This window comes from Streptomyces sp. NPDC014882 (assembly GCF_043081325.1).
Classification (GTDB): domain Bacteria; phylum Actinomycetota; class Actinomycetes; order Streptomycetales; family Streptomycetaceae; genus Streptomyces.
Genome location: NZ_JBIBWL010000013.1, coordinates 146710 through 162652, shown reverse-complemented (window position 1 = coordinate 162652; position 15943 = coordinate 146710). Strand labels below are relative to the sequence as shown.

The window sequence follows — 15943 nt, the reverse complement described above, 5'->3', positions numbered from 1 at the left end:
GTCTCAGTCCTTCTTCCGCTTGCCCCACCGCTGGGCCGGGACGGTCCGGCCCACGATCACGGTACGTCGGGGCTCCTTGGCGGGCCCGTCTTCCTTGCGTCCGCCGAGGGCCCGGCGGACGCCGTAGCCGAAGGCGGCGACCTTCACCAGGGGGCCGCCGAAGGTGGAGGCGACCGTGGTGGAGAGCGCGGAGGCGTTGGAGGTGACCTCCTGGACGTCCGAGGCGATCGCGTCGACCCGGTCGATCTGGGTCTGTGCCGAGCGGACCGCCGTGGAGGCGTCCGCCAGCAGCGGTACGGCCTGGTCGGTCACGTCCACGACCAGCTTGGTGGTGGCCTTGAGCGTCTGGGCCAGTCTCGCCAGCGCGACCGCGAGGAAGGAGACCAGGATCGCCCAGAACACGGCCACCAGGATGCCGGCCACCTCTCCACCGGACACTGCGCACCCGCTCCCTGAAACGTGCCTCTGCATCGGAAAAGTCGTGCACCGAGCCTATCGCGCCGCCGGGACCGGTCCGCACCGGATTAACGGGCGGCGCGGGCCGCGTCGCGGCCGTGGCCCCGGACACGCGCGGACCCGCCGCCCCGCCCGCCCGGAGGGGCGGGGGGACGACGGGTCCGGGCACGGAAGTCCTGCGGCCGCCGGAGGATCAGCGGGCGTAGTACTCGACGACCAGCTGCTCGTCGCAGATGACCGGGATCTCCTTGCGGTTCGGCTCGCGGTCCAGGCGGAAGGCCAGGGCGCGGAGGTTCACCTGGAGGTAGCGCGGGGTCTCGCCGTCGGGGGCGAAGCCGCCCTCACGGGCGACCGCGAAGAGGGTCTTCTCGCGGCTGCGCTCGCGGACCATCACGACGTCGTCGGGACGGACGCGGAACGAGGGCTTGTCGACCTTCTGGCCGTTGACCTCGATGTGGCCGTGGACGACCATCTGGCGGGCCTGGTAGATCGTGCGGGCGATGCCCGAACGCAGGACCAGCGCGTCGAGACGGCGCTCGAGCTCGATGATCAGGGCCTCACCGGTCTTGCCCTGGACCTTGGAGGCACGCTCGTAGGCGCGGACGAGCTGGCGCTCGGACACGTCGTACTGCGCGCGCAGACGCTGCTTCTCGAGCAGACGGACCTTGTAGTCCGAGTTCTGCTTGCGGCCGCGGCCGTGCTCGCCCGGCGGGTAGGGGCGCGCCTCGAAGTACTTGACGGCCTTCGGGGTCAGCGCGATGCCGAGGGCACGCGACTTCTTGACCTTGGGGCGGGGCTGGTTCGCCACTGTCTCTCATTTCCTGGTTTTCGGCTTGTCAGGGTTGAGGGAGGTCGCATCCGCAGCCGGGGAGACCCGCCGGGTCCGCGAGGGACCTGCCGGGCAGCCGCTCCCCTGGTCTGGGCACATACGTGCAGCACGCGAGTGGCCCACCGACCCTGACCGGGAACCCGGCTGGTGGTGGGCTGCCCGCGACACCGTTCGACGGTGCGCGACGCTCCTGGAGCCGGTCCGCGAGGGACCGGGGCTCCGGCTGACCGTCCCGTTCTGACAGCGCGGGACACAGCACTGCGAGCGAGTTTACAGGGTGCTCAGTCCCGTGTGCGACCGAGGTGTTTTCTGGTCCACTCGACGGCGTCCGAGTACCGCGCCTCGGCGCCGTGCCGGGTCGGCTCGTAGTACCGGCGGTCCTTGAGGGCGTCCGGGGCGTACTGCTGGGGGGCGATCCCCTCGGGCAGGTCGTGCGGGTACACGTACCCCTGCGCGTGCCCCAGCTTGGCGGCTCCCTTGTAGTGCCCGTCCCGCAGGTGCGCCGGCACGGGCCCGGCCAGCCCCTTGCGCACGTCGTCCAGGGCGGCGCCTATCGCCGTCGTCGCGGAGTTCGACTTGGGGGCGAGGGCCAGGGCGATGGTGGCGTGGCTGAGGGTGAGGGCGGCCTCGGGGAAGCCGATCATGGCGACGGCCTGGGCGGCGGCGACCGCGATCGGCAGGGCGCCGGGGTCGGCCAGGCCGATGTCCTCGCTGGCGGAGATCATCAGGCGGCGGGCGATGAAACGGGGGTCCTCGCCCGCCTCGATCATGCGGGCCAGGTAGTGCAGGGCGGCGTCGACGTCGGAGCCGCGGATCGACTTGATCAGGGCGCTGGCGACGTCGTAGTGCTGGTCGCCGTCGCGGTCGTACTTTACGGCGGCCCGGTCGACCGTCTCCTCCAGGGTGGCGAGGGAGATCTGCGCCTCGTCCTTGTCCAGGGCGGCCCCGGCGGCGGCCTCCAGGGCGGTGAGGGCGCGGCGGGCGTCGCCGCCGGCGATGCGCAGGAGGTGGTCCTCGGTGTCCTCGGGCAGGTCCACGGCGCCCTTCAGCCCGCGGTCGTCGGCCACCGCGCGCCGCAGCAGACCGCGCAGGTCGTCGTCGGTGAGCGGTTCGAGGGTGAGCAGGAGCGAGCGGGAGAGCAGGGGCGAGATGACCGAGAAGAACGGGTTCTCCGTGGTGGCCGCGATCAGGGTGACCCAGCGGTTCTCGACGGCGGGCAGGAGGGAGTCCTGCTGGGCCTTGCTGAAGCGGTGGATCTCGTCGAGGAAGAGGACCGTCTCCTTGCCGAAGCCTCCGGTGGCGCGGCGGGCGCCGTCGATGACGGCGCGGACCTCCTTGACGCCGGCGGTGATCGCGGACAGTTCGACGAAGCGGGCGTCGGTGGCCTTGGAGACGACGTAGGCGAGGGTGGTCTTGCCGGTGCCCGGCGGGCCCCAGAGGATCACCGAGGAGGGGCCGGCCGGTCCCACCCGTCTCCCACCACCGCCCTTGCCGGAGGGGCCTGCGGCCCCGCCCCTCTGGCCCGCGCTCTCGCCGACCAGGCGGCGCAGGGGCGAGCCCGGCTTCAGCAGGTGCTGCTGGCCCACGACCTCGTCGAGGGTGCGCGGGCGCATCCGGACCGCCAGGGGGCTCCCGGCGGGGTCCTTCTCCTGGCGTTCTTCGGCTGCGGCGGTGAACAGATCGGGCTCCACGCTGAAACCCTAGTTCACCGCACCGACAACGCCCTCGGCCGCCGGGAGGCCCCGGCGGCCGGATCCGCCCGGCGCGGCCGGGTCAGCTGGTCCAGAAGTCCCACCAGCGGGTCAGGATCAGCATGCCGATGATGCCGATGTGCAGGACGGGCAGGACCCAGGTGAACTCGCCGAAGAAGCTCTTGAGCCAGCCGGGGGCGGGCAGGAAGCCGTTGCGGACGTTGAACGAGGTCACGTACCAGAACATGATGATCGTGGCGACCCAGGCCAGGGAGCACCACAGGCACAGGGCGTTGATGCGGTACAGGGACTGGAACATCAGCCAGGCGCAGAAGACGACCCCGAAGAGCGTGCCGGCGTTGAAGGTGAGCCAGTACCAGCGCGGGAAGCGCGCGCCCGCGAGCAGGCTGACGCCGACGCAGACGACGATGCCGTAGGCGACGAGGCCGAGCATCGGGTTGGGGAAGCCGAAGACCGAGGCCTGGTCGCTCTCCATGACGCTGCCGCAGGAGACGACGGGGTTGAGGCTGCACCCGGGGGTGAAGGTCTTGCCCTCGACCTTGGCCTCGAGGAGCTTGAACTTGTCGATCGTGATGACCCACGCGGCGAGCAGTCCGGCCGCGCCGGTGATCACCAGGAGCAGGGCGAACGCCCGGCCGGCACTCCCCTTGGCCGGCGCGGGGGCGCGCTCCGGCGAGGTCGGGGGTTCGGGCTCCATGTCGACGTCCCTGACTGTCGTCTTGCTCATCACGCCGATTCCGTCACTTGAGACTTGGACCTTCTTCGGGCACGGCCATTGTGCCGTACACGCGCGCGTGCGCACCGTTCGCTTCACATAAGGATGAAGGTGAGATCCGGTACGGGTGTTCGGTTTCGGACGGCCGCACCGGGTGTCCGGATCGGGCACCGCCGGACACCCGGTGCGGACATCACCCCGGACACCGCTCCGGGCCCGGCACCGGACACGACGAGGGCGCCGGACGTCCGAGGAGATGTCCGGCGCCCCGTGCGTGCCCCGTCAGCCGAGCCGCGACTCCAGCTCGGCCACGATCTCGTTCACGCCGACCGCCGTCTGCTCCCCGGACTCCAGGTCCTTGAGCTGGACCACGCCCTCGGCGAGGTCGCGTTCGCCCAGGAGCAGCGCGTACCGGGCGCCCGACCGGTTGGCCGCCTTCATCGCGGCCTTGAGTCCCTTGCCGCCGTAGGCGAAGTCCGCGGCCACCCCGTTCTTGCGCAGTTCGGAGACCTTCGCGAACAGCACCCGGCGGGCCTCCTCGCCGAGCGGTACGGCGAACACACTGGTGGTGGCGGGGAGTTCGAGCTCGACGCCCTCCGCCTCCAGTGCCAGCACCGTGCGGTCGACGCCCAGGGCCCAGCCGACGGACGGCAGCGCGGGGCCGCCGATCATCTCGGACAGGCCGTCGTAGCGCCCGCCGCCGCCCACCGCGGACTGCGAGCCGAGGCCGTCGTGGACGAACTCGAAGGTGGTGCGGGTGTAGTAGTCCAGGCCGCGGACCAGCTTCGGGTCGTCCTCGAAGGCGACGCCGGCCGCCGTGATCAGCTCGCGGACCTCCTCGTGGTAGGTCTTGCAGGCGTCGCAGAGGTAGTCACGCAGCAGCGGGGCACCGGCCAGCTGCCGCTGGACGTCGGGGCGCTTGTCGTCGAGGACCCGCAGCGGGTTGATCTCGGCGCGGCGGAGCGTGTCCTCGTCGAGGTCCAGGCCGCGAAGGAAGGCCTGCAGCGCCTCCCGGTACACCGGGCGGCACTCCTTGTCGCCCAGGCTGTTGAGCAGGATGCGGAAGTTCCTCAGCCCCAGGGAGCGGTACGCCTGGTCGGCCAGGATGATCAGCTCGGCGTCCAGCGCCGGGTCCTCGGCGCCGATCGCCTCGGCGCCGACCTGGGAGAAGTGGCGGTAACGGCCCTTCTGCGGGCGCTCGTAGCGGTAGTACGAGCCGGAGTACCAGAGCTTGACCGGGAGGTTTCCCGCCTTGTGGAGGTTGGCCTCGAGGGTGGCGCGCAGGACCGACGCCGTTCCCTCGGGGCGCAGCGCGAGCCGGTCGCCGCCCTTGGTCTCGAAGGCGTACATCTCCTTGGTCACGATGTCGGTGGACTCGCCGACACCGCGCGCGAACAGCTCGACGTTCTCGAAGCCGGGCGTCTCGATGTAGCCGTAGCCGGAGTTGCGCAGCGGGGCGGCGATCGCCTCGCGGACGGCCAGGTACGCGGCGCTGTCCGGAGGGATGAGGTCGTACGTGCCCTTGGGGGCCTGGAAGGTACTCACGGGAGGTCTCTCGTCACATTCCTCGTCGGGGAGCCTCGGAGGCTCCCTGGCCGGCTGCCACCTGCCGCAGGTACGGGTTGGCGGCGCGTTCCCGGCCGATGGTCGTGTGCTCATTGTGACCGGGCAGCACCACGGTGGAGTCGTCGAGCGGAAGGACCACGCGGGCCAACGACTCGAGCATGTCGTCCATGGAGCCACCGGGCAGGTCGGTGCGTCCGATGGAGCCGGCGAACAGCAGGTCGCCCGAGAAGAGGACGGGCGGGACGTCCGCGCCCTCGGGCATCCGGAAGGTCACCGACCCCCTGGTATGGCCCGGCGCGTGCGCGACGGAGAGCTCCAGACCCGCCAGTTCGAGCTTCGCCCCGTCCGTCAGCTCACGGACGTCGTCGGGCTCCCCCACGGTCAGCTCGCCCAGCAGCGGCAGGCCGACGGAGCGGCCGAGCGCCTTCTCGGGGTCGCTCATCATGAAGCGGTCCTCGGGGTGGATCCAGGCCGGGACGTCGTGCGCCCCGCAGACCGGGACGACCGAGGCCACGTGGTCGAGGTGGCCGTGGGTGAGGACGACGGCGACGGGCTTGAGCCGATGCTTCCTGATCGCTTCCTCGACTCCGGGGGCCGCCTGGTGGCCCGGGTCGATGATCACGCACTCCTCACCGGCGGCGGGGGCGACGAGGTAACAGTTCGTCGCCCAGGCCCCGGCGGGGAACCCGGCAATGAGCACGATCGTCCTTCGTTTGTGTCGATAAGGGTGGCTTGGGAGCGGCTGCGCCTGTGGTCAGAGCCTACCGGCGCTGCCGATTCCTCAGCGAACCCATATACGGTACGGGGCACACGCAGGCGGTCGGCTCACTGGACGCACGCGTACCGGTGGACATACGAGACGCACGAGGAGAGAACCCGGTGGTCACCCAGGAACAGCGCAAGCGTCAGCTCGCCCGGGAGAAGTTCTTGCGGCAGCAGCAGCGCCGTACGGCCCTGCGCCGCAAGGCACGCGCTCGCAACGCGGTGATCGCGTCGGTCCTCGGCGTGATCCTGGTGGGCAGTCTGGCGCTGTACACGACCGGCGTCCTCAAGGACGACGACAAGGCGAACGCGAGTTCCGAGGCGAGCCCGTCGGCCTCGCCCAGCGCCGTCGAGGACCCGTGCGAGAAGCCCGCCGAGGGTGCGGTCAAGACGCAGACGTGGAAGAAGGAGCCGGCGATCACGATCGACAAGTCGGCGAAGTACACGATGAAGCTGGCCACGACCTGCGGCGACATCGACCTCGCGCTGAAGGCGTCGGCGGCCCCGCACACCGTGAACTCGTTCGCCTTCCTCGCCGGCAAGGGCTACTTCGACCACACCAAGTGCCACCGGCTCACCACCAACGGCATCTTCGTGCTCCAGTGCGGCGACCCGACGGGCAGCGGCAGCGGCGGGCCCGGTTACACCATTCCGGACGAGAACCTGAAGGACACGAGCCTCAAGGCGAACGTCTACCCGGCCGGCACGGTGGCGATGGCGAACACCGGTCAGGCGAACAGCGGCGGCAGCCAGTTCTTCCTGGTCTACGAGGACAGCCAGCTCCCGCCCAGCTACACGCCGTTCGGCACGGTCTCCGAGACCGGCATGGCCGTCCTCAAGAAGATCGCCGCCGCGGGCGAGAACACGGGCGCCGGTGACGGTGCCCCGAACGCCACCGTGGTGATCGACAAGGCGACGGTCGCCAAGTCCTGACGACGGGGCGGCCGACCGCCCGATTTCGGTCGCGCTGGATGCGGACAGGCGGCCCGCCGGTCGCCTATGTTGGCGGTGACGAAACTGTGGACGATGCCCGGGGCGCCGAAGCCCTTCGGAGGCATCATGTGGAGGAGGCGCTGTGAGCAGCGACCCGTGGGGCCGCGTCGACGAGACGGGGACCGTGTACGTGCGTACGGCCGACGGTGAGCAGGTCGTCGGTTCCTGGCAGGCCGGCTCTCCCGAGGAGGCGCTGGCCTACTTCGAGCGCAAGTACGAGGGCCTGGTTGTCGAGATCGGCCTCCTCGAGAAGCGGGTGCGGACCACCGACCTGTCGGCGAAGGACGCCCAGGTCGCGATCGGTCACATCCGCGAGCAGGTGGACGCGCACCACGCGGTCGGCGACCTGGACGCGCTGCGCACCCGGCTGGACAAGCTGGTGGCGACGGTCGAGGCGCGCCGCGAGGAGCGCAAGCAGCAGCGGGCCAAGCAGTCCGACGAGGCCCGCAGGGCCAAGGAGGACCTCGTCGCGGAGGCCGAGCAGCTGGCGCAGTCCGACCAGTGGCGGGTGGCCGGTGAGCGGCTGCGGGCCCTGGTGGACACCTGGAAGGGCCTGCCGCGCCTGGACCGCAAGTCGGACGACGAGCTGTGGCACCGGTTCTCGCACGCCCGGTCGGCGTTCTCCAAGCGCCGCAAGGCCCACTTCGCGCAGCTCGACGCCCAGCGCGAGGACGCCCGCCGGGTCAAGGAGCGGCTGGTCGCCGAGGCCGAGGCGCTGTCCGGCTCGACCGACTGGGCCCCGACGGCCGCGCGCTACCGCGACCTGATGACCGAGTGGAAGTCGGCCGGCCGCGCCCAGCGCGAGCACGAGGACGACCTGTGGAACCGCTTCCGCGGCGCCCAGGACGTCTTCTTCGCCGCCCGCAGCTCGGTCTTCGCGGAGCGCGACGCCGAGCAGACGGAGAACCTGAAGCTGAAGGAGGAGCTGGCCGAGGAGGCCGAGAGGATCCTCCCGGTGACGGATCTCAAGGCGGCGCGGGCCGCGTTCCGCTCGGTCAACGAGCGCTGGGAGGCCATCGGCCACGTGCCGCGCGACGCCCGGCCGAAGGTCGAGGGCCGGATGCACGCGGTGGAGCGGGCGATCCAGGAGGCCGAGGAGGCCGAGTGGCGCCGGACCAACCCGGAGGCGCGCGCGCGTGCCGAGGGTCTGACCGGTCAGCTCCAGGCCGCCGTGGACAAGCTGCGTTCCCAGATCGAGCAGGCGCGCGCGCAGGGCAACAGCGCCCGGGCCGACAAGCTGGAGCGTGAGCTGGAGGGCCGTCAGGCGCTGCTGGACCAGGCGCTCAAGGGACTCCAGGAGTTCGGCGGCTGACACCCGCCCGCCGGAACCGGCTCGAACGGCCCGGCCGTGGGAGACCACGGCCGGGCCGTTCGGCGTTCCCGGGTGTCGCACGGTGTCCGGGGAGCGGTTCGGGCCCCGGGGCCGGGGCTCAGGCGGGGCCGGGGCTCAGGCGGGGCCGCCGCGTTCGCTGATGTCCAGGGCGTGCTTGAGGACCTCGCAGGCCTGGAGGTGGTTGCCGGACTCCTGGAGCAGGTCGGCGAGGCGCCGGCAGACCAGGACGGCCTCCGGGCCGTAGACCTTGTGGACCTGCTGGAAGGCGAGTTCCAGGACCTCGATGGCGTCCTTGACCTGGCCGGTCTCGGCGAGGAGTTCGGAGAGTTCGAGCTGGACGGCGAGCAGGTCGCCCTGGGCGCCGGCGGTCCGCTGCTCCTGGAGGGCGAGCCGCAGCACGGGCAGGGCGTCGCGGGTGTTGCCCTCGGCGCGCAGCAGCCGGGCGACGGCGAGGCCGGTGGAGACCATCGCGGCGCGGACGTCGGCCGGCAGGACCGGGCCCGCCGGGGTGTGGCGGCCGGCCCGGGACTTGTTGCGGGCCAGCGGGAGCCGTCCCACGCCGTTCTCCTGGGAGTGCTGGGGCAGCGGGCGGTTCTTGGCGCGCAGGCGTTCCAGCAGGACGCGGTAGAGCGTGTCCAGGTCGATCAGTTCGGGGCCGTCCTCGACGCCGTGCCGCAGCACGGTGAGGAGTTCGCCGGTGAAGGCGGTGTAGCGCTCGCCGTCGGGGGCCAGGGCGATCCGGTCGCGGGGGGAGGCGGTCAGGACGTACGCCCCGTCCACGGCGGCCTCCGCGGCGAGGACGTCGCCGCCGGACAGGGCCCGGGCGGCGCGGCCGCTGAAGCAGCAGTCCAGGACGACGACCTTGCGGCGGGCGCGGGCGGAGCGCAGCGCGGTGCGCAGGTGCTGGTAGGCGACGGCGGTGTAGCCGAGGTGTTCGCGGGAGTCGCCGAGGGCGAGGTAGAGGTCGGCGGACTCCGCGTCGCGCATGCCGTGTCCGGCGAAGTACACCAGCAGGGTGTCGGTGGCCTCCTCGCCGGCCCGGTGGACGGGGTCGAGGATGGCCTGGGGGCTCAGCGGGTCGGTGACGACCGTGCAGTGCTGCACGGGCAGCCCCCACACGGTGGCGTCGCACAGCTCGGCGGCGAGGTCGACGACACCGGTCTCGACGGCGGGGAGCTGGGGCAGGTGGCGGTAGGAGGCGGTGCCGATGAGCACGGCCCGCGAGCGCGCCGGATCAGGCAGTGCCGTCATCGCCTCCGCTTCCCTCGGTGCGGGGGGCGGGCGGGCCGGCGGGGGCGGTGTCGCCGTCGAGGAGGGCGACGAGGCGCCGCACGGCCTCCTCGTCGCGGGCCGCCCGGGCCGTGAGCAGGACCTCCACGTCGCCGCGGCGCAGGGTGACGGCCGGGGCGCGGCGCAGGGAGGCCTGCCACTGCAGGACGGAGAGCACCAGGGAGGCCGCGGACAGTCCGCCCGACACGGCGAACTGGAGCACGTCGAAGCCGGTGCCCATGCCGCCGGGCGGGGGCGGTGCGGCGACGGGGCGGGCCCGCACGCCGGTGGTGTCGTCCGCGCGCAGCCAGCGCAGCAGGGAACGCAGGTCGTCCTCGGTGCCGGTGTCGTCCAGGGAGGCGGAGATCCCCGGGCCGGGATCAGTCATCGTGTCCGTCCGTTCGTCGGGCCACGCGTGCGTTGACGCGGGAGAAGAGTTCGAGCGCGTCCCGTCCGGCGTCGAGCCGGGCCAGGCAGACCGCGTGCCAGTACTGGCTGGTGAGGGTGGTCGGATGATCGGGTCCGAGCGTGGAGAGGCAGACCGGGACCACGACCGACAGCATCTGCGCCGCCTCCCGGAGCCGTCCGCGCTGCACCAGGTTGACCGCTTCGCGCTGCCGGGACAGGGCGGTCTGCGGGGTCATGCTGCCGAGCACGATCCGGCGGGTGGTGTCGCTGAGGGTGGCGGGCCGGAAGGGATCCGCCGGGGCGTCCCGCGGCTCGGGCAGGACGGGCGCCTCGTCCCAGAGGTACTCGGGCACGTCCTCGTGCGCTCCGCCGGGCGGGGCGGCCCGGACCGCGTACGGCGCTGCCCGGGCGTCCCGTACGGCCTCCTCCCGGGCCCGGCCGGTCACCAGGGCGGCCAGGGTCTCCGTGCCGCCGTAGGTCAGGGGCAGCAGGACGTCCCGGATCGCGCCGGGGTCCTGGCGGCGGGCGGCGGGGTCCTGGCGGCAGAGGTCGTCGACCAGCCGGCGCAGGCTCTCGGGGCGGTCGTGGCGGCTCCCGGTGAGCGGGGGGACGCCGTCGCCGAGGGCCCGCTCCATGATCGCGCCGAAGTCGACGGTGGGGCCGAACGGCAGCTCGCCGGTGATCATCAGGTACGTGCAGACGCCGAGGCCGTACCAGTCGGCCGCGCGTTCCGGCAGGACGCCGCGCATGGCCTCGGGTGCCATGAACTGCGGGGTGCCGACGAGGGCGCCGGTGCGGGTGATGGCGGCCTCGCCGGCCAGCCGGGCCAGGCCGAAGTCCTGGAGGACCACCCGTCCGCTGCGGGTGATGCCCACGTTGGTGGGCTTGACGTCGCGGTGCAGGACCCCGGCCGTGTGCGCGGCTTCCAGGGCCTCGGCCATGCCGAAGGCCACCGTGCACACGACGGCCGTCGGCAGCGGGCCGGTGTCCGCCACCAGCTCGGCCAGGGTCGTGCCGTCGAGCACCTGCATCACGAGGTAGGGGGTGCCGTCGTGCACCCCGCTGTCGTAGAGGGTGACGACGCCCGGGTGCTCGATCCGGGCCAGGGCGCGGGCCTCCCGGCGGAAGCGGTCCCAGGCCTCGCTGTCCCGGGCCAGGCCCTCGACGGCGGTGAGCATCTTCACCGCGACGCGGCGGTCGAGCCGGGTGTCCTCCGCCTCGTGGACGACGCCCATGCCGCCGCGGCCGAGGAAGCGGACCGGGCGGTAGCGCTCGGCCACCAGAAGGGGCGCGGCCGGCGGCGACGCCTCCACCGGCGCCTCCACCGGCGCGTCCACCGGTTCGCCGGCCGGTAACGCCCCGCCCGTCGATCCGTCCCGTCCGGTGCCGCCCATCCCGCTCCCCCGTCCCCGTCGGCCCCTGCCCTCCGCCCGTAGGTTACGGCCTGCGTGCCGAGGTCACCCGGTAGACGTCGTAGACGCCCTCGACCCCGCGGACGGCCTTCAGGACGTGTCCCAGGTGCTTGGGATCGCCCATCTCGAAGGTGAAGCGGGAGGTGGCGACGCGGTCGCGGGAGGTCTGCACGGCCGCCGAGAGGATGTTGACGTGCTGGTCCGACAGGACCCGCGTGACGTCCGAGAGGAGCCGTGAGCGGTCCAGCGCCTCGACCTGTATGGCGACCAGGAAGACCGAGGACTGCGTCGGCGCCCACTCCACCTCGAGGATGCGCTCCGGCTCCCGCGAGAGCGAGTCCACGTTGACGCAGTCGCTGCGGTGGACGGACACGCCGCTGCCGCGCGTGACGAAGCCGATGATCGGGTCGCCGGGGACGGGCGTGCAGCAGCGGGCCAGCTTCACCCACACGTCGTCGACGCCCTTGACGACCACCCCCGGGTCGTTGCTGCTGCGCCGCTTGCGCCCGCGTCCGCGGGACGGGACCGTCTCGTCGATCTCCTCGCTCGCGGCCTCCTCGCCGCCGAGGGCCTGCACCAGCTTCTGCACGACGTTCTGCGCGGCGACGTGGCCCTCGCCGATCGCGGCGTACAGCGAGGAGATGTCCGGATAGCGCATCTCGTGCGCGAGCGTGACCAGGGAGTCGCCGGTGAGGATGCGCTGGATGGGCAGGTTCTGCTTGCGCATCGCGCGGGCGATGGCGTCCTTGCCCTGCTCGATCGCCTCGTCGCGGCGCTCCTTGGAGAACCAGGCCCGGATCTTGTTGCGGGCGCGCGGTGACTTGACGAAGCCCAGCCAGTCGCGGGAGGGTCCGGCGCCGACCGCCTTGGAGGTGAAGACCTCCACCAGGTCGCCGTTGTCCAGCGTGGACTCCAGCGGTACGAGCCTGCCGTTGACCCGTGCTCCTATCGTCCGGTGGCCGACCTCCGTGTGCACCGCGTACGCGAAGTCGACCGGCGTCGCCCCGGCCGGGAGCGCTATGACGTCGCCCTTCGGCGTGAAGACGAAGACCTCGTTGCGGGAGAGGTCGAAGCGCAGCGAGTCCAGGAACTCGCTGGGGTCCTCGGTCTCCTTCTGCCAGTCCAGGAGCTGCCGCAGCCAGGCCATGTCGTTGAGGTGGTCGTCCTTGCCCTTGCCGGACGACCTGGGCACGTCGCTGCGGACCTTGGAGGCGCCGGCGACGGCCTCCTGCTTGTACTTCCAGTGCGCGGCGATGCCGTACTCGGCGCGGCGGTGCATGTCGAACGTGCGGATCTGGAGTTCGACCGGCTTGCCGTTGGGGCCGATGACCGTCGTGTGCAGCGACTGGTACATGTTGAACTTGGGCATCGCGATGTAGTCCTTGAACCGCCCCGGGACCGGGTTCCAGCGGGCGTGGACGGTGCCCAGCGCCGCGTAGCAGTCGCGGACGGTGTCCACCAGGACGCGGATGCCGACCAGGTCGTAGATCTCCGCGAAGTCGCGGCCGCGGACGATCATCTTCTGGTAGACGCTGTAGTAGTGCTTGGGGCGGCCGGTGACGGTCGCCTTGATGCGGGCGGCACGCAGGTCGGCCTGGACCTCGTCGGTCACTATGGCCAGGTACTCGTCACGCTTGGGCGCCCTTTCGGCCACCAGCCGGACGATCTCGTCGTACATCTTGGGGTAGAGGATCGCGAAGGCGAGGTCCTCCAGTTCCCACTTGATGGTGTTCATGCCCAGGCGGTGGGCGAGCGGCGCGTAGATCTCGAGGGTCTCGCGCGCCTTCTTCTCCTGCTTCTCGCGCTTGAGGTAGCGCATGGTGCGCATGTTGTGCAGGCGGTCGGCGAGCTTGATGACCAGGACGCGCGGGTCCTTGGCCATGGCGACGACCATCTTGCGGACGGTCTCGGCCTGCGCGGCCTCGCCGAACTTGACCTTGTCGAGCTTGGTGACGCCGTCGACGAGGAGGGCGACCGCGTCGCCGAAGTCACGGCGCAGGTCGTCCAGGCCGTACTCGGTGTCCTCGACCGTGTCGTGGAGCAGGCCCGCCATGAGGGTGGCCGGATCCATGCCCAGTTCGGCGAGGATCGTCGTCACCGCGAGGGGGTGCGTGATGTACGGGTCGCCGCTCTTGCGCTTCTGCCCCCGGTGCCAGCGCTCGGCGACCTGGTAGGCCTTCTCGATCTGGCGCAGGGTGGCGGTCTCGATCTTCGGGTCGTTGCTGCGCACTATCCGCAGCAGCGGTTCCAGGACCGGGTTGTACGGGTTTGCGCGCTGGCCGCCGAGGCGGGCGAGACGGGCGCGGACGCGGTTGGAGGAGCCGGAACGGGCGGGCGGCTGCGCGGCGGCGGGACGGGCGGCCGGCGGGGCGGCGGGGCGGGCTGCGGGGCGCTCGGGCGAGGAGGGTGCCGCCGCTCGGGCCGCGTCGGGCGCGGGGGCCGGCTTGGGGCGGGGCGGCTCGGCCGGCTGCTGCTCGACGGGGGCGGAGCGGTCGTGCTCGACCGGCCCGCGGGCGTCGGGCGCCTGCGACGCGGGCTCGGCCGCGGACTCCGAGGGAGACTCGGGCTTGGCGGCGGTCAGGTGCTGGGCCTCGTCTGGCAAGAGGGCTCCTCGTGCGCGATCCGGGTGCCCCGGTCAGGCTCCGGAGCATCCATCGTAGCGATCCCGGGCTCCGGGATCGCCTCCGGACCGGGATGCGAGAACGGTCCGCCCGTGGAACGCAAGGGGCGGGCGCCGGATTCCTCCGGGCCCGCCCGCTCGCCGTACGGCGGTCGTCGTGCCGTGCCGGTCGTGCGTCACCGCGCTGTCAGACCGTGAGCAGCGCCTCCAGCGGCGCTCCGGCCAGGGCCGCCTCCAGGCGGGGCCGGCCGTCGAGGAAGCCCAGTTCCATGAGGACGGCGACGCCCGAGACCTCGGCGCCGGCGCGGTGGATGAGCTGGATCGACGCCTCGGCGGTGCCACCGGTGGCGAGGACGTCGTCGACGATCAGGATGCGGTCGTCGGCGGTCAGGTCCTCGGCGTGGATCTCGATCTCGGCCGAGCCGTACTCCAGGTCGTAGGCCTGGGTGAGGGTGGCTCCGGGGAGCTTGCCCGCCTTGCGCACGGGGACGAAGCCGAGGCCGGCCCGGACGGCGACGGGGGCGCCCAGGATGAAGCCGCGGGCCTCCAGGCCGACGACCTTGGTGGCACCGGTGCGCACGGCGATCTCCGCGAACGCCTCGGTGAGCGCGGCGAACGCCGCCGGGTCCGCGAGCAGCGGCGTGATGTCCTTGAACATCACGCCCGGCTCCGGGTGGTCGGCCACGTCACGGATGCGGCTGAGCAGCAGCGTCGTGAGGTCGGTGGTCTCGGTCATCGGCGCTTCCCCGAAGGACGGCCGCGGCCGCGGCCGCGGGAGGAGGGCTGGGTCCGGGGGCCGACGACGGCCGTCTCCGCGTCTTCGGGGTCCCCGCCGTATCCGGCGTCCTCGTCACGCCCGTCGTGGCCGTACGGCCGCGCGGGCTCCTCGTCGGTGTGCGACTGGGCGCGCTTGGCGAGGACGCGCTTCCTCAGGGCCCGCACCTGCGGCTCGCGTTCCTTGAGGTCGGCGACCAGCGGGGTGGCGATGAAGATCGAGGAGTAGGCGCCGGCGGCGAGGCCGACGAACAGCGACAGCGAGATGTCGTTGAGCGTGCCCGCGCCGAGGAAACCGCCGCCGATGAACAGCAGGCCCGCGACCGGGAGCAGCGCGACCACCGTGGTGTTGACGGAACGCACCAGGGTGCCGTTGATCGAGCGGTTGGCGATCTCGCTGTAGGTGAAGCGGGTCTGCTTCGTGAGGTCCTTCGTCTGTTCCTTGAGGGAGTCGAAGACGACGACCGTGTCGTACAGGGAGTAGCCGAGGATGGTCAGCAGACCGATCACCGTGCCCGGCGTGACCTCGAAGCCGACGAGGGCGTAGATGCCGACGGTGATGGTGATGTCGTGGATCAGGGCGATGAGCGCCGCGATGGCCATGCGCCACTCGAAGGCGATCGCCAGGTAGATCACGACCAGGACCATGAAGATCGCCAGGCCCTGCCAGGCCTTGTTGGCGATCTGGTCACCCCAGCTGGGGCCGACCAGGTCGGCGGCGATCGTCTCGGGGTCGACCTTGAACTCCCCGGCCAGGTCCTCCTTGACCTTGTCGGACTGCTTGGTGTCCATGCCGGCGATCTGGATGCGCAGCGAGCCGTCGCCGAGCTTCTGCACGAGCGCCGGGTGGCCCGCCGCCTCCTCCGCGGCGCTCTCCGCCTGCGAGACGGAGACGGAGCTGTTCTTGGCGGTGGTGAAGATGGCACCGCCCTGGAAGTCGATGCCCATGTTCAGGCCGCGGACCGCCAGGCCGAGGATGGCCGTGATCGTGATCAGTATCGAGATGCCGTACCAGATCTTGCGGTGACCGATGAAGTCGTAGCTGATCTCACCACGGTGCAGTCGGGCGCCGAGGCTGCCGAGTTTCGACATCG

At 71.9% G+C, this 15943-nt stretch carries 14 protein-coding genes; 2 read left to right on the top strand and 12 right to left on the bottom strand.

The genetic code is table 11. The features are described 5' to 3' along the window. Positions 1 to 3: 3 nt before the first annotated feature. The 6 genes from ACF09K_RS26660 to ACF09K_RS26635 form a co-directional block, all read right to left on the bottom strand. Positions 4 to 438, bottom strand: coding sequence for a DUF948 domain-containing protein (locus tag ACF09K_RS26660; protein WP_392247398.1), 435 nt, complete (start codon positions 436 to 438; stop codon positions 4 to 6). Between the two features lie 211 nt (positions 439 to 649). Next, positions 650 to 1264 carry a 30S ribosomal protein S4 gene (gene rpsD, locus ACF09K_RS26655; protein ID WP_073497279.1) on the bottom strand — a complete coding sequence of 205 codons (615 nt, stop codon included), beginning with the start codon at positions 1262 to 1264 and terminating at the stop codon, positions 650 to 652. A 302-nt stretch (positions 1265 to 1566) separates the two neighbouring features. Then, positions 1567 to 2976, bottom strand: coding sequence for a replication-associated recombination protein A (locus tag ACF09K_RS26650; RefSeq protein WP_392247396.1), 1410 nt, complete (start codon positions 2974 to 2976; stop codon positions 1567 to 1569). A gap of 82 nt (positions 2977 to 3058) precedes the next feature. After that, the gene (locus ACF09K_RS26645; protein ID WP_392247395.1) at positions 3059 to 3724 is read right to left on the bottom strand and encodes a vitamin K epoxide reductase family protein; all 666 of its coding nucleotides are present in this window, start codon (positions 3722 to 3724) and stop codon (positions 3059 to 3061) included. 270 nt (positions 3725 to 3994) lie between these two features. Beyond that, positions 3995 to 5257: a histidine--tRNA ligase gene (hisS, locus tag ACF09K_RS26640; protein ID WP_392247394.1), complete on the bottom strand. Its 1263-nt coding sequence runs from the start codon at positions 5255 to 5257 to the stop codon at positions 3995 to 3997. Between the two features lie 13 nt (positions 5258 to 5270). After that, complete coding sequence (locus ACF09K_RS26635) at positions 5271 to 5978, bottom strand: MBL fold metallo-hydrolase (protein WP_392247392.1); 708 nt, start codon at positions 5976 to 5978, stop codon at positions 5271 to 5273. A 179-nt stretch (positions 5979 to 6157) separates the two neighbouring features. On the opposite strand from ACF09K_RS26635, the gene ACF09K_RS26630 reads away from it, so the two are divergent. Both ACF09K_RS26630 and ACF09K_RS26625 read left to right on the top strand, forming a co-directional pair. Continuing rightward, complete coding sequence (locus tag ACF09K_RS26630) at positions 6158 to 6973, top strand: peptidylprolyl isomerase (RefSeq protein ID WP_392247390.1); 816 nt, start codon at positions 6158 to 6160, stop codon at positions 6971 to 6973. Between the two features lie 142 nt (positions 6974 to 7115). Continuing rightward, a complete protein-coding gene (locus ACF09K_RS26625; protein ID WP_392247388.1) occupies positions 7116 to 8345 on the top strand; it encodes a DUF349 domain-containing protein in 1230 nt (409 codons plus the stop codon). 135 nt (positions 8346 to 8480) lie between these two features. On the opposite strand, the gene ACF09K_RS26620 is transcribed toward ACF09K_RS26625, so the two are convergent. The 6 genes from ACF09K_RS26620 to secF form a co-directional block, all read right to left on the bottom strand. After that, on the bottom strand, positions 8481 to 9617 hold the full coding sequence (locus ACF09K_RS26620; RefSeq protein ID WP_392247386.1) for a caspase family protein: 1137 nt from the start codon (positions 9615 to 9617) through the stop codon (positions 8481 to 8483). After that, positions 9601 to 10023, bottom strand: coding sequence for a hypothetical protein (locus tag ACF09K_RS26615; RefSeq protein WP_392247384.1), 423 nt, complete (start codon positions 10021 to 10023; stop codon positions 9601 to 9603). The genes ACF09K_RS26620 and ACF09K_RS26615 overlap by 17 nt, the downstream gene beginning before the upstream one ends. Then, positions 10016 to 11437, bottom strand: a complete 1422-nt coding sequence (locus ACF09K_RS26610) for a protein kinase (RefSeq protein ID WP_392247382.1) — start codon at positions 11435 to 11437, stop codon at positions 10016 to 10018. Before ACF09K_RS26610 ends, ACF09K_RS26615 begins: the two co-directional genes overlap by 8 nt. Before the next feature lie 43 nt (positions 11438 to 11480). Continuing rightward, positions 11481 to 14057, bottom strand: coding sequence for a RelA/SpoT family protein (locus ACF09K_RS26605; RefSeq protein ID WP_392247381.1), 2577 nt, complete (start codon positions 14055 to 14057; stop codon positions 11481 to 11483). A gap of 205 nt (positions 14058 to 14262) precedes the next feature. Then, positions 14263 to 14811, bottom strand: a complete 549-nt coding sequence (locus tag ACF09K_RS26600) for an adenine phosphoribosyltransferase (protein WP_392247379.1) — start codon at positions 14809 to 14811, stop codon at positions 14263 to 14265. Next, positions 14808 to 15941, bottom strand: coding sequence for a protein translocase subunit SecF (secF, locus tag ACF09K_RS26595; RefSeq protein ID WP_392247378.1), 1134 nt, complete (start codon positions 15939 to 15941; stop codon positions 14808 to 14810). The genes ACF09K_RS26600 and secF overlap by 4 nt, the downstream gene beginning before the upstream one ends. Positions 15942 to 15943 lie beyond the last annotated feature (2 nt).